Raw genomic sequence first — 24178 nt, forward strand, 5'->3', positions numbered from 1 at the left:
TGACTGTAATTTTAAACCTTGTTCAAATTTACCCTAATTATGTCGTACGCTTAATTTGATTCGGCTGTTTATACTGCGCCCAATAGACACACGCTATAATAGCAACCAACAATATCGCTGATGCTGTAAAACGGCTGAAATCCAATCCACCTGAACTGATTGGCTTATCTAAAAAATCACCTACGACTGCACCCAACGGCCGAGTCAACACAAAGGCAGACCAAAACAGTAAAGTACGTGAAATATGTGTAAATTTATAAAGCACAAATATCAGAACAATCAGCCCTGTAAATAGCACCATTCCTCCTGTATAGCCCAAGCCTGCTGTATCCGCAGACCAATCACCTAAGGCCGTACCTAAAGTTTGGGAAAAAGTAATCGTCAACCAATAAAACAGTTCAGCTCTAGGATGGTTTACCGCATGAGGTGAAATACTGCCTTCTGTTCGATACCAAATAAACAACGAAATACACACCAAAGACAGTAAAATTGTACTCCCGCCGACATAGCCAATACCCAATGAGCGGTCGACAAAATCTGCCAAAGTTGTACCGACGGTCGTACTGGCAATAATTGCAAACCAATATAAAAATGGATGATAAGTTTTAGACTTAATTTGTAAATACACGACCCCCATAAAAATGGTTGCAAAAATAAATGTGCTGAGCAAATAACCCAAATTGAGCGACATTGAAAGTGCATCACCAGCCGTTTCACCAAATGTCGTTGCAAAAATTTTAGTGACCCAAAACAGCGCTGTAATTTGTGGCACTTTCATCAACACTTCGTGCACATTATTATTCGAAGAAGCGACATCAATAGACATAATGAAAGTCCATATAGGAAATAAATTCTATTGTTCGCGTATTGGCTTAAAGTTAGATTAAAAAATTCGTACTGATAACGCTAATTTGATTTATTTTTATTGTCCATTTTTTCATAAGTTATTTTAATCAATACAAATCACTCCTACAGCCAAAAACTAATTTTTTAACAAATATTAAATTCATGCGTATGGTATGAGCGTCACAGATTTTCCATCACTACAACAAGAGGTTTTGATTTATTCCAAATCTTTTAAAAGTAAACAGAATGTCCGCAAAAGACATAAGAATAGAATCAATCCAATGAAGTCATGCAAACTTAAAAAATGCAGGTTGAACTTTTTTTGCTTGATGCAAAGGTTCTAGTCATAAAGTAATTAAGCTGTATTGTAAAAATGAACAATACAGCTTTTTATCATTTTTTTATTCAAAAACCATTAGGCAATCAAATATTTAAAATAATTGTAGTTTGGATGATTTTCTACAAAAACATAATTTTGTTTTTGATAAAAATGAGCGGCTGATTTTGTATCAGTGTTTAAGCAAAGTGCTGAATAAAATGGACGGGCCTTTTTTTCAAGTTCAATCAAAAGTTGCTTGCCCACACCATGCTGACGGTATTGCGGATGGACATAAAAGCGTCTTACGCGACCAATACGCGCCTCAACCTCTGTATCGCCCCATTGCTGATTTAAACCGCCACAGCCCACAAGTTTGTCACCATCATAGGCCACCAATAGACACTCACCCGTTTGGTCAAAACGGTTTTTCCCGCTTTGAAACTCATCAATTAAACGCTGAATAAATATATAGCCTTCCTGAGTTGCCAAAGCTGCTAGGTTTTCGATGTGTTGTGGTAATTGTTCAGATTGACGAATACTTATTTCCATACACCCACACTTTTTAATAAAATGATCAGTTAATATTTTTCAACTGTTTCAGCAACTGAAATAATCCAATTACTGTTGTCGTCTATGTAAATCAAAAACTCTGTCTTGTTCAATAGCCAAGACCTACAAATGTGTAAATTACATTAAAAAAAGTCTAATTTTCATCAATATGAATTAAAAAAACAGCATTTTTAACATCATGAATTTTATTCAACAAACTACAGCAATTCTGAGCATTGGTGTAAACTTAAACCTTTCATTTTTTTGATGTGACTGAAAGACATGGCAACGGTTGATCTTTTTGCAATTGGCAATGCGCTAATTGACCAGGAATTTAAAGTTTCTGATGATTTTCTTATTCAGCAAAATTTGCAAAAAGGCACAATGCAACTGACTGATGGTGATACGCAAGCAATTTTGTACAGTAATTTACAAGCTAGCCAAGTCTATAAAGGTCAAGCTTCAGGTGGTTCAGCTGCCAATACAACGGTTGCCTTTAGCGCATTGGGTGCTTCTGCATTTTATGGTTGCCGTGTCGGCAACGATGATTTAGGCAAAATCTATTTAGATGGCCTAAATGAAGCAGGTATTCAAACAGCTAAACAATCAATCAGTGAAGGTGTAACAGGCACGTGCATGGTCTTGGTCAGCCCAGACTCTGAACGCACTATGCATACATTTTTAGGTATTACTGCTGAACTCACTGACCAACAAATTGATTTTGCACCACTAGCCTCAGCGAAATGGCTCTATATTGAAGGTTATTTATCGACCAGTGATTCTGCACGTGTTGCGGTAAAACAAGCGCGTGAAATTGCCAAAGCCAATAATGTTCAAATTGCATTAACTTTATCTGACCCTGCTATGGTTCAGTATGCGCGCCAAGGTTTAGATGAACTATTAGATGACGGTGTAGATTTATTATTTTGTAATGAACAAGAAGCCCTCATGTATTCGGGCGCATCCACTTTGGATGAAGCATTAGTTAAATTGCAATCACTAAGTAAACATATTGTCATTACATTAGGTGAAAAAGGCGCATTAATACACAACAATGAACACACTTTCACTGTATTAGGTCGTAAAGTTACCGCAGTCGATGCCAATGGCGCTGGTGATGCATTTGCAGGTGCATTTCTTTACGCATTAAATGCTGGCTTCAACTATAAGACGGCTGCCGAACTCGCAATTCTTATTTCAAGTGAAGTTGTTTCTCAATTTGGCCCACGTTTAGCCAATGCAGACTACGCTCTTTTGTTACAAAACTTTCAGAAGGAATGTGCCTAATGCATAAAATCTGTATGACTGAAGATGTACCAGAACGCGAAGCTCGTTCTTTTGAAACATCAGAAGGAAACGCTATATTTGTTACCCAACGCGATGGTGTATTTTACGCTTATCAAAACCTTTGTCCGCACCTACAAGTTGAATTAGAGTTTTTAGAAAATCAATTTTTAGACCGCGAACAAGAATATATTGAATGCTCTACACATGGCGCATTATTTTTAGTTGAAACTGGTGAGTGTATTTCTGGCCCATGTCAGGGACAAGCACTTGAAAAAATAGATATTAACGTGCATTCTGATGGCGGAATCTATCTTCTAAACGAATAATATTACGGATACTGCCATGCCTGAGTTTCTTACAAACTCCCATTTAGTTCCTTTTCATTTGAGCCTAATGGCAGTCGTTTTTCTTGGCGTGGCAGAAACCATTGGCTATTATTTAAACTTACGCCCCAGTGTACTCTTCAAGCGCTTTTCACCTAAGCGCTTAGATGACTTAGCCCTACTGAATGTTAAGTTTTCTAAAACCCTGATTATATTTTTTTTATTAATGAATTTCAGCTTTGCAGGCTACTTTCTACAATTCTGCATTTATGCACGTGAATTAACGTTTTCCCCTGCCTATTATTTAATACTTCCCGCACTCATTATCGCGATTTTTTTTACCGTGTTTATGATCCATTGCCTTGATCAAGTCATCCCTCCTAGAAAACATAAGCAACATGTTAATTTACTGGGTCGGTTAGCTACAATTTCAAGTGGTAATGCTCGACCAGGCTTTTCAGCCCAAGCCCGTGTACGCGATGAATTTGGTCAACTACATTATGTTCAAGTAGAACCTGAATTTGGCGAATTAGAATTCCAATCACAAATTATTTTAATTCGTTTGAAAAAATCTCATTATGTCGCCAAAGCTATTTGTGCATCAAACAGACTTTTTAATTTAGATTTAAATACCTGAATCAAAAAACCGCATAACTCAAGATTTAAGTAAATTATGCGGTTAAGATTTAAGGCTTAAGAAAGCCCGAAACCAAATTCATCACTTGCTGGATATCATTATTGGCTTCGGTTTTACTGGTCTGATCACCCTGTGGTGTCAATGAATCAATAATTTGAGGTAAAACTGTAGAAATTGCATTATAGATATCTTGTTTTGGTGCGTGAACTTCTTGTGCAACCTGTTCAATTTCGGCATCATCAAATAAATTCTGCACTTGTTCGGTATTTACCGAAGCATTATCGCCTGACTCTGTAGACACCCAATCATCCACTTGACTGCTAAAACCTTGTGCTCTGAGTTTATCTAATGCACCCTGTAAGCCACCTTGTTTCTGCACCCATGCCAAAACCAATGGTAGTACCGCAAGCAATATAGCTGATGTATTTGAACCGCCCGCTGTATTGGGTTGTGACTGCTGTTGTCCACCACCTAACTGTCCAAATACTGAACCCAAAATATCGCCCAAACCGCCTTGCGAATTTGCTGAAGATGTCGTGTTACTCCCCTTTCCTAATTGACCTAAAACTGAACCTAAAATACCACCTAAACCACCTTGTTGATTTTGTTGGTTGGAATTGCCTAAAGCTTGCTTTGCCAAAATTTCAACAATATTACTTAAATTTGTCATTATATTTTCCTTATAAAATCCCTGTTATAGCATACGTATAATCTACAAATTTGTGAAAAGTGCTTTGTTAAATTTTGCATCTTATGCATAGTCACTCAAGCATTTACCAGCGAAATTTATTCCAATTTTCAGGATTCGCCCAGAACTTGGCATTCAACCAATCAGGCACATGTTTATAAGTCAAAATATTAAATTGCCACAATGCAAAATCACAGCCGTGTGTTGTTTTATCAACCAGCTGTGTAAACCCTAATGCACGTAAGAGTTTTTCATCTTGCAAGCGACTGACCACAACTATACGTTTTGCCATCAAATCACGTAATTTCACCAATAACTGCGACTTATCTTGATCAGAAATATTCATCATTTCGGCTGTATTAAATAAAACAAACCCTAAGTCATAACGTCGGTTAAAAGGCAGATTTAAAAACTCAGATACGTTAAAATAGTGCCATTGAATTGATTGATTTTTGCCGTATTGCTCAAGATTTTGACCAATACACAATGCAGTAAAAATGGGCTGTTCATTCGATAAATCGTCTAGCATTGAAGTGATGACATTTTGTTCAGCCATAACTGCATCCTTAATATTTAAGAGAGTATTTCTTTATGGAACTACAAGGCATTTGCCATAAAATGCGTGCAGGCCTCACTGACCTTAGTGTAACTGATCAACAGGCTCACAAGGCCAATGTAGAATACAAATTCATATTAGACCGCTCAGAAATTAATCCACCATTTCGCCTTGGTGAAGAAATTGAAATTGAGGCGACTGGCAATATTCATTGTGTATCGTGTGGTGTTAAAACCCCAAAATCATACTCACAAGGTCATTGCTTTAAATGTTTTAAAACCAAAGCTGCCTGTGATATGTGCATCATGAAGCCAGAAACCTGTCATTACCATCTCGGGACATGCCGTGAAGATAGTTTTGCGCATGAAGTCTGCTTTCAACCTCACATTGTCTATTTAGCCAACTCTAGTGCATTAAAGGTCGGCATAACTCGTCTTGGACAAATGCCAACGCGCTGGTTAGATCAAGGTGCAACTCAAGCCCTGCCTATTATGCAAGTCGGTTCACGACGTTTATCAGGCCAACTTGAAATTATGTTTGGCTCACAGGTTGCGGATAAAACCGATTGGCGTAAGTTATTAAAAGGTGAAGCTGAGCCACTGAATCTAATTGAAATTCGTGAACGCCTTATTGAAGAGTTCGCACCTAAAATTCAAAGTATCCGCGATGAATTTAGTCAAAATTTAGAGTTTAATGAAACTATTGAACTTCTAGAGAATGAATTACCACGCGAGTTTGTTTATCCAGTCGATCAATATCCTGAAAAAATCAAATCACATAATCTAGATAAAACCCCAATTATTCGGGGCAAATTACAAGGCATTAAAGGTCAATATCTTATTTTAGATACTGGCGTGATTAACATTCGCAAATACACAGGTTATGAAATTAAAATTCGTACTTGATAATCTTTATCCCAATTTTAAATGGCGGGAACAAGATTTCCGCTTTTTCTTTATCGAAATCTCGCACTTTAAACAGCCAAAGCATTTAATTTGCCTTATAGCTTTACTTTCTTTAAAAAATTCAAGTAAGGTTGTACGGTCAATTACTCTACATCCAAGATTGGCATATATCCCACCCTCTCTAAAATGATAGGCAATTCTGAATTTTTTAATAAATTTTTCAATTCCTCTCTCACCTCAACATTCATAATCTAACCTTGCTTCCCCCAAATAATCAGCACGGGTGTATCGATAAATTTTGCCATTAAAGCAAAAAATCTGGCGTATAAGGCTGAGACTATTGTATGACTCAGCAATACACTCATTACAATACAAAGAAAAACCCATCAACACCCTAAAATTTTAATCAAGCATTTGCACAGATCCTCTTGATTTTATTTCATATGTAATCCTATTTACGGTTAAATACATTTTCCAACTTTATAAAGTTCAATGAAAAACTGACACAAAAAAACCAGCCCCTAAGGCTGGTCTTTAAAACTTCCAAGAATTACTTAATTTTTGCTTGCTCTTTCAAGTAACGAGTATAGTCATCAAACTCTTGCTGACCACGAAGCTGTTGATACAACTTAGAAAGTTCAGCCAACTGATCATCTGTTAATGCACTCGAAGTGGTTTTATTCACATTCGTTACAGCTACAACCACCAATTCATTTGGTAAGTTAGCTGTTGTAACAGACCAGAAACCTTCTTTGGGAGCAACCAAACTAAACGCAGCACGTTGAATTTCACGCTTAAGCATTCCATCTGCACGTGTGAATGTACCCGCTGCCACAAAGTTTAGCCCGGTTTTATTCACAGATGCTGCTGGCTTCGACTTAAATTCATTCAATGTATTTTGAATCTTGGCTTTCGCTACTTCAACTGCTTTTTGCTCAATCAGTTTAGCTGTCACCTTCGCTTTTGCTTCTGCTAAAGTTTGCACGCCTGCTGGATGATAATTTCGAACTTTCACCCAAATAACATCACCATTTGCCAATTGAATGTTACTTGAAACGTTACGTTCACCGTTCTTAACATCATCATTAAATAGTTTCACTTTAACATTCGCATCACTTAACACAGGGTGTATAAAGGATAATGTTAAACCACTTACAGACTGAATCTTAGCATCTTTGACTTCTTGGCTAATGACATCTAACGCATCACTACTCACAACCATGTCATTAATACGATTGATCGTATCAGAGAAAACATTGGCATTTTTAGTTTTTAATATTTCCTCAGCCAAACGCGCTTTTTCAGTTTCTAATGAAGGAACTTGAATAGCCGTAGAAGCTGTTTCAATCAAGTGATAACCATAATCTGTTTTCACCGGTGCAGAAACTTGCCCTGCTTTCAAGCTTGCAACAGTCTGATCAAATGCATCACCAAAAACACCTTTTTGATAAACTGCAATTTCACCACCTTTCGCTTTCGATGCTGGATCTTCAGAATATTGTGTAGCAGCATCAGCAAAAGAAGTACCTGCTTTAATTTTTGCAGCAACTTCTTCTACCAATTTTTTCGCTTCAGCCTCTGTGCGACCATCGACTGTAATTAAAATATGTTTAACAGTAGGTTGAGCAGCTTGTTGTTCCTTTTGCACAAACTCATTATAAGCCTGTTGAATTTCAGCATCCGAAACTTCAGTTGAAGTACCTTTTACATTGGCTGGAGAAAGCACAACATAATCGACATCAACACTTGTAACCTGTTTAAACATAGATGAATGCTTTTTATAATAAGCTGCAACCTCAGCATCAGTCACTTTAATGCCACGTTTGTAGTCATCCAACTTAATGCTCGCCAGTTGAAGCGTGCGTTGTTCAGTTTGTAAATCTGCAATTTGCTTAATATCCATTTTACTGACCAATGCATAGTCCATAAATGTAGATGAAAGCATTTTTAACGCATGATCTTTACGTAAGTTTTCAATAAAATCACGATTGGTCATGCCAATAGATTTTAAATAATTTGAAAATAACGCTTCAGAAAACTGACCATTTTGCTGAAAACTGGGCTGCTGTTGAATCATGTGAACCAATTGTTGATCACTTAAGCTAATGCCCAATTTATCGGCTTGTTGTAGCAACAGTTGACGAGAAATTAATGTATCTAAGGCTTTATTATTAATGAAATTCTGATTCAGTAAAGTTTCATCACCATTGGCATATGCCAGATACTGTTCTTTTAATGAGCTGGTCAGCTGTTCAACTTCTTTTTTCGAAATATCTGTACCATTTACTGTCGTCGCAGTATCTTTTGACCCACCACTAAAATATCCTTCAATACCTACAAGCGCTAAAGGGGTTAAAAACAAAATGAGTAATACTTTACCCAGCCATCCCTTAATAACTTTACGAAAAGATTCCATAAGTAACCCAATATTTTATTTGTGGAGGATTTTAACTGAAAACCTGCAACGAATGAATGTGTTAAATCACTAAATCACATTTATCAATAAAAAACGCGCCAAAGAGGCGCGTTTTAAGCTCAATTAAAATTAAGCTACAGAATCTTTTAAGCCTTTACCAGCTTTAAAGCTAGGAACTTTGCTTGCTTTGATTTCTAAAGTTGCACCAGTTTGTGGGTTACGGCCAGTACGCGCAGCACGCTCTTTCACACTAAAAGTACCAAAACCCACTAAAGTTACAGTATCACCAGCTTTCAAAGCTTCTGTTACAGAAGCAATTGTCGCATCTAAAGCTTTACCTGCGTCCGCCTTAGATAATCCCCCATTTTCTGCAATAGCATCAATTAATTCTGATTTATTCATGAAAATTAATTCCTCTTAATATCGTTTATTTAAGGTTCAAGAAGTTGTTTAAATTGCCCTAGCGCCTTTATAGCAATGCTTTAGGGGGAAACGCAATACTCTTGAACCCCTTTTTTTGAAAAAAAATGACGAAAAAAACCTTGAAAAATGAATATTGGTGCACAAAAACTTATTTTTTGGATAATTGTGCCTGTATCTTCAACTGTTCTTCCGCTAAAAGGTCAATTTTAGCGTGAAGTTGCAGAATCATTTTTTCAATATGTTGTAAATCTTTCGCAGTCACCAATCCTAAACGATTTAAAGAATGGTTTACACCATTGTCTAAAATTTTTTCAACTTTTTCTTTGGTATCAGTAACAGATTCCTTTGCTTTTTCAGACACTTTCTCGACTGTCTCATCGGCGATGTCGATCGTTTTAGATTCGAGTTCTTCACCCACTTTCACCAAAGAGTCAAAAAGTTTATTACCTTCTTCCTCTGCACGTGAAAATGCACCTAATCCTGCCAACCAAATTTGCTGGGTATATTTACGAAAATCCAATACAGATTTTCGATCGGATGGATGCCGAAGCTTGGATTTAATATGTTTTTCTGGCAGTTCCTGTTCAATTTCTTCTGACTCAGTTGTATTTATTTTATCCATACAATGCACCGCTCCTCGTGATTTTATCTGCAAACTTATATGTCAATCTACAAATTAGCACTATAATAACAAACTTAAGACTTGATAGATTTGTAAAACTGTTCTACAAAGCAAGTTAATTCATCTGTTTTTGGTTTAATCCTGAAATCGCCCACGAGCAGGAAGCTCATTTTTTCAGGTAAGGATTGGTTTTTATGAGTGACACGCAACAAAGACAAAATCAAACTCATTTGTTGCTCACAATGACACTCATTGTTTTGGAAACAATATTTACTTTCATTTTAAAACATGACCGTGTTGTGGCTCTACAAGCGAAAAAATTTGTAGATGAAAAAATAGCAATAAAAATAAATAGCTACTTACCTTATTTCGACTTCTACATTCAATTTACTGATCATGGTATTTTGTTTGATAACAAGGCTCCAGAAACAGCGGTTGATTTAGATGTTCGCACCACTTTAATGGATTTAATTAAAATCTTTGTCTTCGGCAATCGTCGTAGCATTAAAAGTATGCGTATTGATGGCGATCTTGTTCTTAAAGATGAATTTCGAGATTTATTGTCGTTATTTAGCCTTCCAAAAGTACTCGCTGACTGGAAACAATGGTTAACAGAGCCTGAAAATGATCAGGACATCATTGCTTCAAAAAAACGTATTGCCCCACTTTTAGAAAAAATTGACCAACAACGATCAAAAATCAATACCTTACAAGTTGAAGTAAAACAATATAAAAACCGCATTAAGCGTATTGAACGCCGTCAAAAACGGATTAATGTCATATTTACAATAATCTCGGTGCTTTTAATCGCGTTATTAGTGTATAATTTTTGGCTTGCTTAAATACATAATTTTACTAAACAAATAAAACAAAGAAACACCATTAAAAATACTTGACTATTTTAGTCAGGATTCTTAAAATCGGCACATCTAGTCTAATCATGTGTATCGAATCATGCGCTTAACAACTCGCGGTCGCTACGCAGTGACTGCTCTACTTGATTTAGCTTTGCAGCCAACTGAACAAACGATCACACTTGCAGAAATTGCAGCACGTCAAACAATTTCAGTGGCTTATCTTGAGCAGTTATTTGCGAAATTAAAGCGTCACGGCTTAGTTTCCAGTATTCGCGGTGCAAACGGTGGTTACCATTTGGCACGTAGCGCTGACGAAATCACAGTATTAGAAATTATTGAAGCTGTAAATGAAACAGTTGATGCTACGCGTTGCGACCATAAAGGCAACTGCCAAAATGGTGCAATGTGCTTGACTCATGATTTATGGCAAGAACTCTCCCACCACATTGCCGATTATCTAGCAAAGATCTCACTTGCTGACCTTGTTGCTCGTGACAACGTACAAACTGTTGCCATTCGCCAGAATTCACCAACTTTTGATTCAGCCCTTTTATCGGTTACAGGTATTTGACATGAAACGTCCTATTTATCTTGATTATGCAGCAACTACTCCTGTAGATCCTCAAGTTGCAGAACGTATGATGGAGTGCCTAACATTTGACGGTACTTTTGGTAATGCAGCATCACGTTCACATGCTTATGGTTGGCAGGCAGAAGAAAAAATAGAATATGCCCGTGAACAAGTCGCAAATTTAATTAAAGCTGATCCGCGTGAAATCGTATGGACTTCGGGTGCAACTGAATCTGACAACCTTGCACTAAAAGGTGTAGCTCAGTTTTACGCATCAAAAGGCAAACACATCATTACCTCTAAAATTGAACATAAAGCAATTTTAGACACGTGTCGTGAACTCGAAGAAGAAGGTTTCGAAATCACGTATATTGAGCCTCAAGAAAAAACAGGCTTAATTACAGCTGAAATGGTTGAAGCAGCCATTCGCCCAGATACAATTCTTGTTTCCCTCATGATGGTTAACAACGAAACTGGGACGATAACTGATGTCGCAGCAATTGGTGAAATCACACGTGCGAAGAAAATCTTCTTCCATGTGGATGCAGCACAAGCCGCAGGTAAAGTTGAAATTGATCTTTCTACAATGAAAATTGATTTAATGAGTTTCTCTGCGCACAAAATTTATGGCCCTAAAGGTATGGGCGCGTTATTTGTCCGCCGTTCTCCACGTGTTCGTGTTAAAGCACAAATGCATGGTGGCGGTCATGAACGTGGTATGCGCTCTGGTACACTTCCAACGCACCAAATTGTGGGCATGGGCGAAGCATTTGAGCTTGCTGGCAAAAATCTTGAATCTGAACAAACCCGTATTCGCGTACTTCGCGATAAATTATGGAATGGTTTACAAGGTCTTGAGCAAGTGTTCTTAAACGGCCACCCAACTTATAACGTTGCCAACTATCTCAATATCAGCTTCAATTTTGTTGAAGGTGAATCATTGATGATGGCATTGAAAGATGCTGCTGTATCTTCAGGTTCTGCATGTACATCTGCAACACTTGAACCATCTTATGTACTTCGTGCACTTGGCTTAACTGACGAGCTTGCACATAGTTCAATCCGCTTCAGTTTTGGCAAATATACCACTGAGCAAGATATCGACCACGTTCTTGAAATTACTAAAGCTGCTGTTGAGAAATTGCGTGACCTTTCTCCGCTTTGGGACATGTACAAAGATGGTATCGACCTTTCTTCTGTTGAATGGGCTGAACACTGATTCAGACCTCAGGGATAGCTTTAGATTAAAGCTATCTCATTGAAAAACGTAATTTCACCCCCATATTAATATCCTAGGCTGACCCCGAGGTTTGGAGAAGCGTCATGGCTTATAGCGAAAAAGTAATTGATCATTACGAAAACCCTCGTAATGTTGGTATTTTAGACAAAAATGCTGAAAATGTTGGTACTGGCATGGTCGGTGCTCCTGCGTGTGGCGATGTAATGCGCCTTCAGATTCAAGTCGATGACAATGGCATCATTGAAGAAGCACGTTTTAAAACTTATGGTTGCGGTTCTGCAATTGCATCTAGCTCACTTGTAACCGAGTGGCTCAAAGGTAAAACACTTGATCAAGCGCAAGCCATCAAAAATATTGATATTGCGACTGAACTTGCTCTACCTCCTGTAAAAGTACACTGTTCTGTACTTGCAGAAGATGCCATTAAAGCCGCTGTCGAAGACTATCGCAGCAAAAAAGCTAAAGCTTAATTGTTCCCAGTTTTTGAAGTAAAAATAACGGAGTTTTCATGATCCACTTAACTGAAAATGCAGCATCTCATATCAGCAATTACCTAAAAAATCGCGGTAAGGGTGAAGGCATTCGCGTTGGCGTGAAAACTTCAGGCTGTTCTGGTTTGGCTTATGTGCTCGAATTTGTTGATGAAATTGATGCACATGATCAAACCTTCGAGCAGTTTGGTGTTAAAGTTTTTGTTGACCCAAAAAGCTTGGTTTATCTTGATGAACTTGAGATGGACTACGTCAAAAATGGTTTGAACGAAGGCTTCGAGTTCAATAACCCCAATAAAAAAGGCGAATGTGGTTGTGGTGAGTCTTTCACTATTTAACAACCTCCTTCTCTCTGCTTTGCATTAAAACAGTGTAAAATACGCTGTTTTAATTGCATTTAGAGCATACTTTTGTACATCAATCGCGGATTAATTCTCCCATGAATCATTTTGAGCTGTTCAACCTTCCTGTAGCACTCGATATTGATTTAGTGGCTTTAAAAACTGAATTTCTTAAGCTACAGCAACAATATCATCCTGATAAAGCTAAAAACAAAGATCAAGCTTTAATCAAATCAAGCGAAATCAATCAAGCCTTTAAAGCTTTATCTAATGTAGATAGTCGCGCTGCCTATTTATTGGGTTTAAAAAAGCAAGATTATCATCTGGATCAATCCATTAATGATTTTGAATTTTTACAGTCGGCTTTAGAAATTCGTGAACAATTAGACGAAGCTCATTCAGCTGATGATCTCACTTCGTTAAAAAATGAAGTAGAACAATGGATTATAAGCTTAATCCGTGAATTCAAAATTGACTATACAGATGAAGATTGGGCTGAAGCGCGGGACACCGTACGCAAATTACGTTTTTTTGTTAAAGTCATGGCTGATATTAACAAAGCTGAAGATCGTTTCTTAGATGATGATAGCTTTGATTTAGATGATGATTTTTAATTTCACCTGTTTATACGTATTTAAGTTCTAAGGATGTAACACAATGGCTCTCTTGCAAATTGCAGAACCAGGTCAATCAAGTGCACCGCATGAACATCGCATTGCGATTGGTATCGATTTAGGCACCACCCACTCTTTGGTCGCCACGGTTCTTTCAGGTAAAGCCAAAGTGCTTCAAGATCAACAAGGCCGAGTGTTACTTCCGTCTGTTGTTCATTATGCTGAAAACCGTACTGAATATGGTGACGATGCCAAACCCTTTATTACCACAGACCCTAAAAACACGATTATTTCTGTAAAACGATTTATGGGTCGCTCTAAAGCGGATATTAAATTTCAACACCCTTATGTTTTAGTCGGTGAAGACAATCAAATGCCTGCATTTGAAACTGCACAAGGTCGTAAAACTCCAGTTGAAATATCTGCTGAAATTTTAAAGCAATTAAAAGATCGTGCAGAAGATAGTCTAAAAAACCCTATTAATGGCGCAGTCATCACTGTTCCGGCTTATTTTGATGAAGCGCAGCGCCAAGCAACGCGCGATGCCGCGCAACTGGCTGGTTTAAATGTTCTTCGCTTGCTCAATGAACCAACAGCAGCAGCTGTAGCTTATGGTTTAGATCAAGACAGTAATTTGGCACATGACCGTAATTACGTCATTTATGACCTAGGCGGTGGAACATTTGACGTATCAATTCTACGTTTTTCGCAAGGTGTTTTTGAAGTACTGGCAACTGGTGGTCACACTGCACTCGGTGGCGACGACTTAGACCGACTAATTGTCAAATGGGCTAAAAAACAACTCAATATTGATAGCTTAAATGATAATGAATTTGCACATTGGCTCGTTTCCGCACGCCAAGCCAAAGAAGCGCTATCAAATACTGACTCTACTGAATTAAAACTACTAGATCAAACACTGACTTTAGATCGCACCACATTTGAAGACATTATTAAAATTGCTTTAGATAAAACGATTAGTGTGTGTAAGCGCGTAATGCGCGATGCTAAACTTGATTTAAATGACATCCAGAATGTCGTTTTAGTCGGTGGCTCAACACGCTCTTATGCTGTACAAAAAGCAGTTCGTGACGTATTTAATCAAGAGCCGTTGTGCACAATTAATCCCGATGAAGTGGTTGCTATTGGCGCATCTATCACTGCCAATCAATTAATTGGCAACACCAACGATGGTGCATTACTGTTAGATGTCACACCACTCTCTCTTGGTTTAGAAACCATGGGTGGATTAGTTGAGCGTTTAATTTCTCGTAATACCGCTATTCCAGTTGCACGTCGTCAAGAGTTTACCACTTATCAAGATGGTCAAACTGCCATGCTGATTCATGTCGTTCAAGGCGAACGTGATTTGGTTGAACATTGTCGTAGTTTAGGCCGTTTTGTTTTACGTGGCATTCCACCAATGACTGCCGGTCAAGCGCGTATTGAAGTTACCTATCAAGTCGATGCAGATGGCTTACTAACTGTTGCTGCTAAAGAAACCACGTCTGGTGTGCATGCTCAAATTGACATAAAACCATCTTATGGTCTATCCGATTCAGATACAGAACGACTTTTATTAGATGGCTTTAAGTTTGCTGAAGAAGATAAGTCATTACGCCATTTGCAAGAAACCAAAGTGGAAGCAAAGCGCGAATTGGAAGCTTTAGAACAAGCCTTAAAAGTAGATGCACAGCTTCTGACCGCAACTCAGCTGTCTAAACTCAATCTTGCAAAAGCAAATCTTGAAGCTCAACTTGAAAGTGCTGAAATTAAAGCAATTGAAGATGCAGTAGAACAGCTTAAAATCCACAGCGATGCTTTTGCAGCAGCACGTATGAATCAACACATTGATGCCGCACTAAAAGGCACTAAGCTTGACGACTGGTCAAACTCAAACTAATTTATAGGTAACGACTATGCCACGTATTAAAGTATTGCCTCACGCAACGATTTGTCCAAATGGCGCTGAGTTTGAAGTTGAGAAAAACGCCAATTTATGTCAAAGCCTATTGGACAATGGCATTAAAATTGAACATGCTTGTGACATGTCTAAAGCATGTACGACCTGTCATGTCGTTGTGCGTAAAGGTTTTGATGGTTTAGATGAAATGGATGATGTTGAAGCCGATTTACTTGACCGTGCTTGGGGTTTAGAACCAGACTCACGCCTATCTTGCCAAGTTAAAATTGAAGATGAAGATTTGGAAGTTGAAATTCCCAAATACACAATTAATCATGCTTCAGAAAACCACTAAGCTTCATGCAAATTTTCATATAAAAAAGACCGCTTTAATAGCGGTCTTTTTTATATACTTCATTTTTAGAATAGATAATGAGCATTAATGAAGCGAGCTTAATCCTCTACAATAACTTCATCTTCAAGATTTAATTTAACAATACCTTCCGAGTTGGTCATTTTTTGCTGAGTTTGTAAGCGCTTAATCATTTTTTCAAGCACTAAAATTAATTCAGGATATTCAAAGTTCTGTACTTCATCCATATTCAACAAGAGGTGAAAACCTTTATATTCGTAATCAAACCAGCGCTGATAATCGGCTTTCTTCGATGTATACTTTTCCATCACTTGCCATGTACGCACTGGGCCTTTAATCCCTTTCAGGTAAATAGGCGCTTTAGGTGCACAAAGATAATCATTTTTTATCAACTGATGTGTATCGTCAGAAATTAAAATTTCATCAACTTCAGCTGCACTTTGTAGCCGAGCAGCCAAGTTGGCATCACGACCAACAATGGTATAAGCCATACGATGCGTTGCACCATAGTTACCCACGTGACAATAACCTGTTGAAATCCCCATGCGAATATGTAATGGAGGATAGCCCATTTTAATCCAGCGTTCACGCAAGAGCTTCATTTGTTGACGCATTACCATTGCCATTTCTAAGCAAATTTTGGCATCCTGTTCCACACCTTGGCTATGTGGGTCGCCAAAAAAGATAAGGATTGCATCTCCCATAAACTTATCAACAGTTGCTTCATACTGTTTAGCAATTTCGGTCATATGACTTAAATAATCATTAAGTAGAAATGCCAAGTCATCTGGAATCAAAGTTTCTGAAAGTTCGGTAAAACCTTGAATATCTGAAAAGAAAATGGTGAGTTTTTTACGTTTATATTCAATTTTAGCTTCTGACTCACCTTTCATAATGGACTGCCAAAGTTGCACTGGTGCATAGCGACTCAGTTGATTGGCGAATTCCATATAGCGGTTCATTTGATCAAAATAATGATCTTTTTTCTTCATTAAAGAATGTGTATGGTTACGCTGATAGAAGCTACCCACCCCAAAATAGGTAATCAAACAAATAAAACCCAATACAGTTAATTCACTGCTGGTTTGTTCGAAATATTCATGGAAACCAAAGATAAAAATGGTGCAAAAATAAAAGACTACAAGGCCAATTAGACAGGCCAATGACACCATAAGGAAGGAAATTTTGTTGCTAATTGCGGTATAAAGCAACACAAAAATAGCCAAAAAGGTCAGCACGAGATCTAAATGCATTGCCGACAACATAACAGCAATGACTATCAGATCACCCACGAACATGACGGTTCGCTTGGCTTTCGTATTAAAGCGGTAAATCAACCAATGCGACAGCTTGGGTGAAATTAGCAGTACAACAAGTAAAAATACAGGGATATAGATCTGATATTGTGTATCAGGTTGCGTGTAATGGTAAACAATGATTAACAAAGACAGCATGATATACCCCATCAATCGATGAAAGTATTCAAACTGCTTCGGTTCTTTATTAATCCAATCGTCTAATGGCACACACTCACTCCTTACAGACAATCACAGCCATATATCCCTCATATGGTCCGTTTAAGGATCAATCCATGCGCCAATCAAACGGCATATTCCCTTGACCACGAAGCGCCAACATTAGAGTTTGACGCATATGTGCAAGTACATCATTACTATAAGGAACAGCAGGTGTGCCCCAAACTGGTTTTGGCCAAGCTACATCATTTTGGTAACGTACAACATGATGGAAATGCAATTGAGGCACCATGTTGCCTAAAGCGGCAACATTCATTTTATCAGCGCGAAATACACGTGATAATTGGCTAGAAAGCCAGCTTGATTCACGTAGGAACTGTTCCTGATCGGCCTGACTTAATTCATATAATTCTGTAATGCCAGGCACACGAGGAATAAGAATAAGCCACGGAAACTGCATATCATTCATTAAACGACATGTTGACAGTGGAAAGTCGCCTACATAAAACGTATCTTGAGCAAGTTGTGGATGTAAACTAAACATATCTTTATTAATGATGTAAAATTAGAATGATGGCTAATACTACCACATACTAATGGGCGTGAATATTATCCACGCTGTGTTTGAACACAAATAACACCTATTTATATTGATCTACATCACAATTTAAATCTAATAAGATTAACCCAATAAATCAATTACTTATTTAAAAAATAATTCATCTCATATTCATCCTTATCAGAATAAGCTTATAAAACCTATGTCCTATGCAATTCCTTCAACAAACTATCTAACAAATCATTTAAAAATTGAATGCGTTTATCATAATCTTCCAACATCACCATGACTTTTAAACGCTGTCCACCTTCCATTCTGAAGAAAGTTGGATGTTGTTGCATCATCTGAATAATACTGATCGCCTGCACAGGGGTATCGGGTGAAAATTCAACATGTCCACCATTGCTATTGATGTCAATTTTAGTAATGCCCAATTGCTCTGCTTTTAAACGAACTTGATGAACTGCAAATAGTTGTTTGACTGGCTGAGGTGGGATACCAAAACGGTCTATTAGTTCCATTCGGATATTATCTAACTTTTCTGTGGTGTCTGTATTACTAATACGTTTATAGAAAAGTAGGCGTTGATGTACATCCCCTAAATAGTCATCGGGGATTAATGCAGGCATATGTAAAGTAATTTCTGCAGTCAATGAAAGTGGTGCATCAAAATTAGGGGCTTTGCCTTTTTGAATGGCTTTGGTGGCCTTTTCTAACATTTCCATATACAGGCTATAGCCAATGGTTTGCATAGAACCACTTTGCTGCTCACCCAATAGTTCGCCCGCACCACGAATTTCTAAGTCTTCGGTCGCTAACATAAAACCTGCACCTAAATTAGATGCACGTTGAATGGCGTCTAAACGCTTTTCTGCATCGCCTTTAAGACCTTTCATTGAGGGCACTAACAAATAAGCATAAGCCTGATGGTGTGAGCGTCCCACACGTCCACGCAGTTGATGTAACTGTGCCAAGCCTAATTTGTCGGCACGTTCAATTAAAATGGTATTGGCATTCGGTACATCAATCCCTGTTTCAATAATAGTCGAACACACCAATACGTTATATTCTTTATGATAAAACTGCTGCATGACCTGTTCTAATTCACGTTCACGCATTTGACCATGAGCCACTGCTACACGTGCTTCGGGAACAAGTTGGCGGAGATTTTCAGCCGTGCGTTCAATAGTATCAACTTCATTATGCAGAAAATACACCTGACCGCCACGAAGTAATTCACGTAAAATTGCTTCTTTAATCGAATCTTCGGTTTGCTCTTGCACAAAGGTTTTAACAGCTAAACGACGTGCTGGCGGTGTGGCAATAATAGATAAATCACGCATACCACTAAAAGCCATATTTAAGGTTCGTGGAATTGGCGTTGCGGTTAAGGTCAGCATATCGACATCTGCACGCATGGCCTTAATACGTTCTTTATCGCGCACACCAAAACGGTGTTCTTCATCTACAATCATCAAGCCCAAGTTTTTAAACTGTACATTTTCTTGTAGAATTTTATGGGTTCCAATCACAATATCAACTTTGGCATCAGCCAAATCTTCAATGGTTTTGGTATGTGCTTTAGATGAACCAAAACGAGAGAGCACTTCTATTCGTACAGGCCAATCCGCAAAACGGTCTTTGAAGGATTCATAATGTTGCTGTGCCAAAAGTGTCGTTGGTACAAGCACTGCTACCTGCTTATTGTTTTGCACCGCAACAAAAGCCGCGCGCATGGCAACTTCTGTTTTACCAAAGCCAACATCACCACAAACCAAACGATCCATCGGTTTGGCTTGTTGCATATCAGATAAAACAGCTTCAATGGCATTGGCTTGATCGAGGGTTTCTTCGTAGGCAAAACCACTAGAAAATTGCATATACAAACTGTGGTCTAGCTCAAAACCAAAACCCGGTTTTGCTTGACGGCGTGCCTGAAGATGCAACAATTCTGCTGCCACATCATGAATTTGTTCTAATGCTTTACGTTTAGCTTTATTCCATGCATCTGTGCCTAACTTATGCAAGGGTGCTAAATCAGGGTCGCCACCGCTATAACGACTAATTAAGTGCAAATTGGTGACGGGCACATAAACTTTAGCAGCATCGGCATAATCTAACTGCAAAAACTCATGGTCTTGATCATCAATGCTTAAGGTCACTAAACCTGCATAACGACCAACCCCATAGTCGATATGTACCACTGGCGCACCCAAATTCAGTTCGGTCAAACTGCGAATGAGAAACTCTTCAGAAACTTCCTGTTGGCGCTTACGACGACGTTGTACAACACGGTGTTCATACAACTGATTTTCAGAAATCACTGTAATCTTATTGTTCAGCAACAAACCACGTTCTAAAGGCGCATTGGTAATAGCAATAGCATGCAATGATTGAATAAATTCATCAAAACTAGCCACATAAGGAATATCACCCAATGATGGACGCAACGCATCTTTTAACGTTTCACGGCGTCCTGCACTTTCTGCAACCAATAAAACTGGATGATTAATCTGATCAATATAGTTTTTAACTTCAGTAAACGGTTTTTCGCGTTTAGGGTCTACAGGCAAACGCGGAGGCAATTCAGACTGAATATTCAAGACACCCGCTTTTTCTTCAAAGCGGTCTTGTGATGCAATAATTCGACCAAAATGATTCAGCTGTTCAAGGACTTGACTCGGTTGCATAAACAGCTGTTCGGGAGGCAAAATAGGCTGATCAATATTATGCCTGCGGTCTTCATATCTACGGACAGCTTCCTTCCAATACTGCGTCAAACCGTCATCCACCAGCTTATCTGTAATGACAATGCCATTCTTTGGTAAGTACGCCATTAGTGTGCTTTGGCTTTGCATTGCCTCTGCACTAAAGAATAACGGTAAATAAAACTCAATTCCTGGCGAAGCAATACCTTCTAAAACATCTTGATAGATTGGGTTTTTCTTCGGGTTTGCTGTAGGGAAAAAATCTGCGTAACGGTCACGAAAGACCGAACGTGCCTCTTTTAAAGGGAATTCTTTTGCAGGCAAAACCGTAAAATTTTGCAATGCTTCTGTTGTACGCTGTGTTTCTGGGTCGAAAAATTTTAGGCTATCAACCTCATCATCAAATAAATCAATACGGATAGGCGCCACTTGACCTGACGCATAAATATCCATAATGCTACCGCGGACGGCAAATTCACCATGATCATACACAGTGTCAACCAAATAATAGCCCGCTTGGATTAACCTGAGTTTTTGTTGTTCTAAGTCAATTTTTTGACTTACACGAATATCGAAATGTTCGCCCAATACCCAAGAGGCTGGCGCAATACGCTGTGCTAAAGTCGAGGCAGAAAGTAGGAGCACGCCCTGTGTGGGCATATTCGATAGAATAGCTAAACGTTCTGACACAATATCTTGATGTGGCGAAAGGCGGTCATAAGGTAAAATTTCCCAGTCGGGAAAAATTGTCGGTTTGATGCCGTAAAATTCCAGTTCGCTTTCCAACTGCCCCAAATGCTGACTATTACTCGCGACAATAATAAACAGTTGCTTACTTTGTGCGACTATTTCTTTAAATAGCAACCCTGTGGCTGAACCTTGCAGGTTGCCAATCCAGCGTTTTTCACCCGCTTTAAGTTGCTTTAAATTGAGTTGGGAAATTTCTTGTTGGAACATGTATATAGCTTTAGCATCTAAACAACATGCCAATCATTTTAGCACGTTGTTTTTGCCCCTTTTGCTATTTTTAGCAAGTAGATGAAGATTTACATAGATTTATATTCATCATGTCAAAATACAGTTATTTTCGTACACGCTGAAAATTTCGATAATAGTCTGTCAGTATTTTTATCAGTTGCTTGAATTCTAGTAAATTTTCTTCAGTATTACCTAAATGTGCAATAAAACGTTGATTCGCAATTTCTAAATCAATTTTTTCATTAATGATAATTGCAACGTCATATAACTTGCTTAAATCATTAAATGAGCTGAGACGTCTATTAGACAAATACTCTAAACGTGCAGACAATGCATCATTCAAGATTATTCCACCCACAATAAAACCTTGTTCATCGGTATATAGCATCTGATATTGCTCTTTATACAGATCTTCTGGTGTGGGTTTTTTACCTTTAAACAAGGCCGTAATTTTATTCAACATAATCGTCTAGCTTTTGAGGTACTGATGCTTATTCTAAAACAGATTGTTTATACCTGATAAATTCGATGGACAATAAAAATCTCAATCATCATTTTTTGTACAGAAACATCTTTTCCCAAAATGTTCCAAACGTTCAATCTGCTCATTGAATTTGGCTTTTTTATTTTCTTTAAAAAATCATCTTTTTTAAATCACCTAAAAACCAACTAAGCCACAGCCCCTACAATTTAAAGGCTTTTACCACAATAGTTTTAGGCATATCCACAATTTTTTGCTACCATCTGTTTTTTAAAATGATTGCGATTTTTACTGCATATGACTTCATCTTATCAACAACAACTTGATGCCAAAGTTGAACGTATTACAGCTCAATTTTCTGAATACAACATGCCAGCCCTCAATGTATTTGCATCGCCGGAAAACCATTTCCGTATGCGTGCAGAATTTCGTATTTGGCATACTGAAGATGATATGTTTTATGCAATGTTTGAACGTGATGAAAATCAGCAAAAACAAGTCATTCGTATCGATGAATTTCCAATTGCAGATCAAAGCATTAATACTTTAATGCCCAAACTATTGCACGCACTAAAAGCCAATCCAATTTTATCTACACGCTTATTTGAAGTGCATTTTCTAGCAACCTTAAAAGGTGAAATGCTTGTTTCACTGGTTTACCGTAATGCACTCACCGCAGAATGGGAAGTTGCGGCCAAAACGTTATCAGAACAGTTAGATATTAAAATATTTGGTCGTAGTCGTGGTCAAAAAGTCATTTTAACTGACGACTATGTTGTCGAAGAACTACAAGTATTTGACCGTACCTACCAGTACAAACAAATTGAAAGTAGTTTTACCCAACCCAATGCCCAAGTTTGCCAAAAAATGTTGGAATGGGCTTGTAATGTCGCGCAGCATTCAGATCAAGACTTACTTGAACTTTACTGTGGTAATGGCAATTTCACCTTACCTCTATCTACCCGTTTTAAGCGTGTTTTGGCAACCGAACTGGCCAAGTCTTCCGTTTATGCAGCACAATGGAATATTGAAAAAAATAATATTGATAATATTCAAGTGGCGCGCTTGTCTGCTGAAGAATTTACTCAAGCCTATAATGGCGAACGTGAATTCCGTCGCCTACAAGAAGCAGGTATTGATATTACGAGCTACAGTTTTGATACGGTATTTGTTGACCCACCACGTGCGGGTATTGACGATGAAACATTAAAACTTTTACAGCGCTTTGAACGTATTATTTATATTTCATGTAACCCAGATACTTTACATGACAACTTAAAAATATTGAGTAAAACGCATAAAATTACTCAATTCGCATTATTTGACCAATTCCCTTATACCCACCATGTTGAATCCGGTATTTTATTGGAAAAAATTTAAACAAATTGTTTCTTTTCATATGTTTAACATAAAAAGAGTTTCCCTAGAACTCTTTTTATATTCCCAATGAAATGAGCAACTTAAAACTTTACAATATCTATTTATCTAATTATTTCACTTATTATTCGCTATATAATCGGAAAAATTACAGTTTGATTGATGCTTTTATCTCTTAGGTAGGCTTGCTTTATTTATTAGTTTGGTTATATTTCATCCTATGTTAGGTTGCAGATGAAGGCTCTATGAGTTTTTGGCAAAAACTGTTTTCAAATGAACAGGAAAACGAGCATAAGAACCAAATTGCTTGTGTTGAAAATGACTACTCTTGTAAAACCAATGAGCAACTCCTTCAAGCGCTTGAGAAAGCAATAGATGAAGATGTGATTATTGGTATTAAAAAGGTTTTAGCATCTCGAGGTTATAGCCGCAAAGAGTTAAATGAACTTCAGCATCTACCATTTCAATAGTAGAATCTGATCTCTCTAAAAAAGGCATTTAGTGTACTAAGTGCCTTTTTTATTGTCTCAAAAAAGAAGTTTGACAACCTTTCTTTTCCCGTTTATTTGCTAGAGGAGAAAATTTCAATAGCAGAAGCAGGACAACTAAAACCTTAGCTTCATACGCTTATTGCTTACT

General features: G+C 37.9%; 25 protein-coding genes. 14 read left to right on the top strand and 11 right to left on the bottom strand.

Going from position 1 to position 24178, the window contains the following annotated elements; genetic code table 11:
- Positions 1–37: 37 nt before the first annotated feature.
- On the bottom strand, positions 38–826 hold the full coding sequence (locus BBP83_RS13680; RefSeq protein ID WP_068889494.1) for a COG4705 family protein: 789 nt from the start codon (positions 824–826) through the stop codon (positions 38–40).
- A 435-nt stretch (positions 827–1261) separates the two neighbouring features.
- Complete coding sequence (locus tag BBP83_RS13685) at positions 1262–1714, bottom strand: GNAT family N-acetyltransferase (RefSeq protein WP_068889496.1); 453 nt, start codon at positions 1712–1714, stop codon at positions 1262–1264.
- A 282-nt stretch (positions 1715–1996) separates the two neighbouring features.
- On the opposite strand from BBP83_RS13685, the gene BBP83_RS13690 reads away from it, so the two are divergent.
- Genes BBP83_RS13690 through BBP83_RS13700 form a run of 3 tightly spaced genes read left to right on the top strand, consistent with a single transcriptional unit; the run spans position 1997 to position 3961 of the window.
- Positions 1997–3001 carry an adenosine kinase gene (locus BBP83_RS13690; protein WP_068889498.1) on the top strand — a complete coding sequence of 335 codons (1005 nt, stop codon included), beginning with the start codon at positions 1997–1999 and terminating at the stop codon, positions 2999–3001.
- Positions 3002–3015: 14 nt separating this feature from the next.
- Complete coding sequence (locus tag BBP83_RS13695) at positions 3016–3327, top strand: Rieske (2Fe-2S) protein (protein ID WP_171258115.1); 312 nt, start codon at positions 3016–3018, stop codon at positions 3325–3327.
- 16 nt (positions 3328–3343) lie between these two features.
- On the top strand, positions 3344–3961 hold the full coding sequence (locus BBP83_RS13700) for an OB-fold-containig protein (RefSeq protein ID WP_068889502.1): 618 nt from the start codon (positions 3344–3346) through the stop codon (positions 3959–3961).
- Positions 3962–4010: 49 nt separating this feature from the next.
- Here the strand turns inward: BBP83_RS13700 and BBP83_RS13705 are convergent, their stop codons facing one another.
- Together BBP83_RS13705 and BBP83_RS13710 are read right to left on the bottom strand one after the other, a co-directional pair.
- On the bottom strand, positions 4011–4631 hold the full coding sequence (locus tag BBP83_RS13705; RefSeq protein WP_068889503.1) for a YidB family protein: 621 nt from the start codon (positions 4629–4631) through the stop codon (positions 4011–4013).
- A 103-nt stretch (positions 4632–4734) separates the two neighbouring features.
- Positions 4735–5205: a DUF6231 family protein gene (locus BBP83_RS13710; RefSeq protein ID WP_068889504.1), complete on the bottom strand. Its 471-nt coding sequence runs from the start codon at positions 5203–5205 to the stop codon at positions 4735–4737.
- A gap of 35 nt (positions 5206–5240) precedes the next feature.
- Here BBP83_RS13710 and BBP83_RS13715 point away from each other — a divergent pair, with 35 nt between their 5' ends.
- Positions 5241–6110, top strand: a complete 870-nt coding sequence (locus tag BBP83_RS13715; RefSeq protein WP_068889505.1) for a DUF2797 domain-containing protein — start codon at positions 5241–5243, stop codon at positions 6108–6110.
- A gap of 550 nt (positions 6111–6660) precedes the next feature.
- Here the strand turns inward: BBP83_RS13715 and BBP83_RS13720 are convergent.
- From BBP83_RS13720 to BBP83_RS13730, 3 genes are all read right to left on the bottom strand, one after another.
- Positions 6661–8526, bottom strand: coding sequence for a SurA N-terminal domain-containing protein (locus BBP83_RS13720; RefSeq protein WP_068889506.1), 1866 nt, complete (start codon positions 8524–8526; stop codon positions 6661–6663).
- Between the two features lie 129 nt (positions 8527–8655).
- The gene (locus BBP83_RS13725; protein WP_068889507.1) at positions 8656–8928 is read right to left on the bottom strand and encodes an HU family DNA-binding protein; all 273 of its coding nucleotides are present in this window, start codon (positions 8926–8928) and stop codon (positions 8656–8658) included.
- Positions 8929–9097: 169 nt separating this feature from the next.
- Positions 9098–9571 carry a phasin family protein gene (locus BBP83_RS13730; protein WP_068889508.1) on the bottom strand — a complete coding sequence of 158 codons (474 nt, stop codon included), beginning with the start codon at positions 9569–9571 and terminating at the stop codon, positions 9098–9100.
- A 194-nt stretch (positions 9572–9765) separates the two neighbouring features.
- Between BBP83_RS13730 and BBP83_RS13735 the strand changes: the two genes are divergently transcribed.
- From BBP83_RS13735 to fdx, 8 genes are all read left to right on the top strand, one after another.
- Positions 9766–10413 carry a hypothetical protein gene (locus BBP83_RS13735; protein ID WP_068889509.1) on the top strand — a complete coding sequence of 216 codons (648 nt, stop codon included), beginning with the start codon at positions 9766–9768 and terminating at the stop codon, positions 10411–10413.
- Between the two features lie 112 nt (positions 10414–10525).
- Positions 10526–10999, top strand: a complete 474-nt coding sequence (locus BBP83_RS13740; RefSeq protein WP_068889511.1) for an Rrf2 family transcriptional regulator — start codon at positions 10526–10528, stop codon at positions 10997–10999.
- 1 nt (position 11000) lies between these two features.
- Entirely contained in the window at positions 11001–12218 is a 1218-nt protein-coding gene (locus BBP83_RS13745; protein ID WP_068889513.1) for an IscS subfamily cysteine desulfurase, read from the top strand.
- Positions 12219–12322: 104 nt separating this feature from the next.
- Positions 12323–12709, top strand: a complete 387-nt coding sequence (gene iscU / locus BBP83_RS13750) for a Fe-S cluster assembly scaffold IscU (RefSeq protein ID WP_068889516.1) — start codon at positions 12323–12325, stop codon at positions 12707–12709.
- A gap of 38 nt (positions 12710–12747) precedes the next feature.
- Positions 12748–13068 (top strand): iron-sulfur cluster assembly protein IscA, encoded by a 321-nt coding sequence (iscA, locus tag BBP83_RS13755; protein ID WP_068889518.1) that lies wholly within the window; start codon positions 12748–12750, stop codon positions 13066–13068.
- Positions 13069–13169: 101 nt separating this feature from the next.
- Positions 13170–13685: a Fe-S protein assembly co-chaperone HscB gene (gene hscB, locus BBP83_RS13760; protein ID WP_068889520.1), complete on the top strand. Its 516-nt coding sequence runs from the start codon at positions 13170–13172 to the stop codon at positions 13683–13685.
- Positions 13686–13728: 43 nt separating this feature from the next.
- Positions 13729–15588 carry a Fe-S protein assembly chaperone HscA gene (hscA, locus tag BBP83_RS13765; protein WP_068889521.1) on the top strand — a complete coding sequence of 620 codons (1860 nt, stop codon included), beginning with the start codon at positions 13729–13731 and terminating at the stop codon, positions 15586–15588.
- A gap of 16 nt (positions 15589–15604) precedes the next feature.
- A complete protein-coding gene (fdx, locus tag BBP83_RS13770) occupies positions 15605–15943 on the top strand; it encodes an ISC system 2Fe-2S type ferredoxin (protein ID WP_068889523.1) in 339 nt (112 codons plus the stop codon).
- 98 nt (positions 15944–16041) lie between these two features.
- Here the strand turns inward: fdx and BBP83_RS13775 are convergent, their stop codons facing one another.
- The 4 genes from BBP83_RS13775 to BBP83_RS13790 all read right to left on the bottom strand — a co-directional run bounded on the left by BBP83_RS13775 (position 16042) and on the right by BBP83_RS13790 (position 22144).
- Positions 16042–17487: an adenylate/guanylate cyclase domain-containing protein gene (locus tag BBP83_RS13775; RefSeq protein ID WP_068889525.1), complete on the bottom strand. Its 1446-nt coding sequence runs from the start codon at positions 17485–17487 to the stop codon at positions 16042–16044.
- A 58-nt stretch (positions 17488–17545) separates the two neighbouring features.
- Positions 17546–17980: an HIT domain-containing protein gene (locus tag BBP83_RS13780; RefSeq protein WP_068889527.1), complete on the bottom strand. Its 435-nt coding sequence runs from the start codon at positions 17978–17980 to the stop codon at positions 17546–17548.
- A gap of 215 nt (positions 17981–18195) precedes the next feature.
- The gene (gene mfd, locus BBP83_RS13785; RefSeq protein WP_068889529.1) at positions 18196–21660 is read right to left on the bottom strand and encodes a transcription-repair coupling factor; all 3465 of its coding nucleotides are present in this window, start codon (positions 21658–21660) and stop codon (positions 18196–18198) included.
- Between the two features lie 124 nt (positions 21661–21784).
- Positions 21785–22144, bottom strand: a complete 360-nt coding sequence (locus BBP83_RS13790) for a hypothetical protein (protein WP_068889531.1) — start codon at positions 22142–22144, stop codon at positions 21785–21787.
- Positions 22145–22459: 315 nt separating this feature from the next.
- Here BBP83_RS13790 and trmA point away from each other — a divergent pair, with 315 nt between their 5' ends.
- Positions 22460–23542, top strand: a complete 1083-nt coding sequence (trmA, locus tag BBP83_RS13795) for a tRNA (uridine(54)-C5)-methyltransferase TrmA (protein WP_068889533.1) — start codon at positions 22460–22462, stop codon at positions 23540–23542.
- A gap of 242 nt (positions 23543–23784) precedes the next feature.
- On the top strand, positions 23785–24009 hold the full coding sequence (locus BBP83_RS13800; RefSeq protein ID WP_068889535.1) for a hypothetical protein: 225 nt from the start codon (positions 23785–23787) through the stop codon (positions 24007–24009).
- Positions 24010–24178 lie beyond the last annotated feature (169 nt).

The organism is Acinetobacter celticus, from assembly GCF_001707755.1.
Classification (GTDB): Bacteria; Pseudomonadota; Gammaproteobacteria; order Pseudomonadales; family Moraxellaceae; genus Acinetobacter; species Acinetobacter celticus.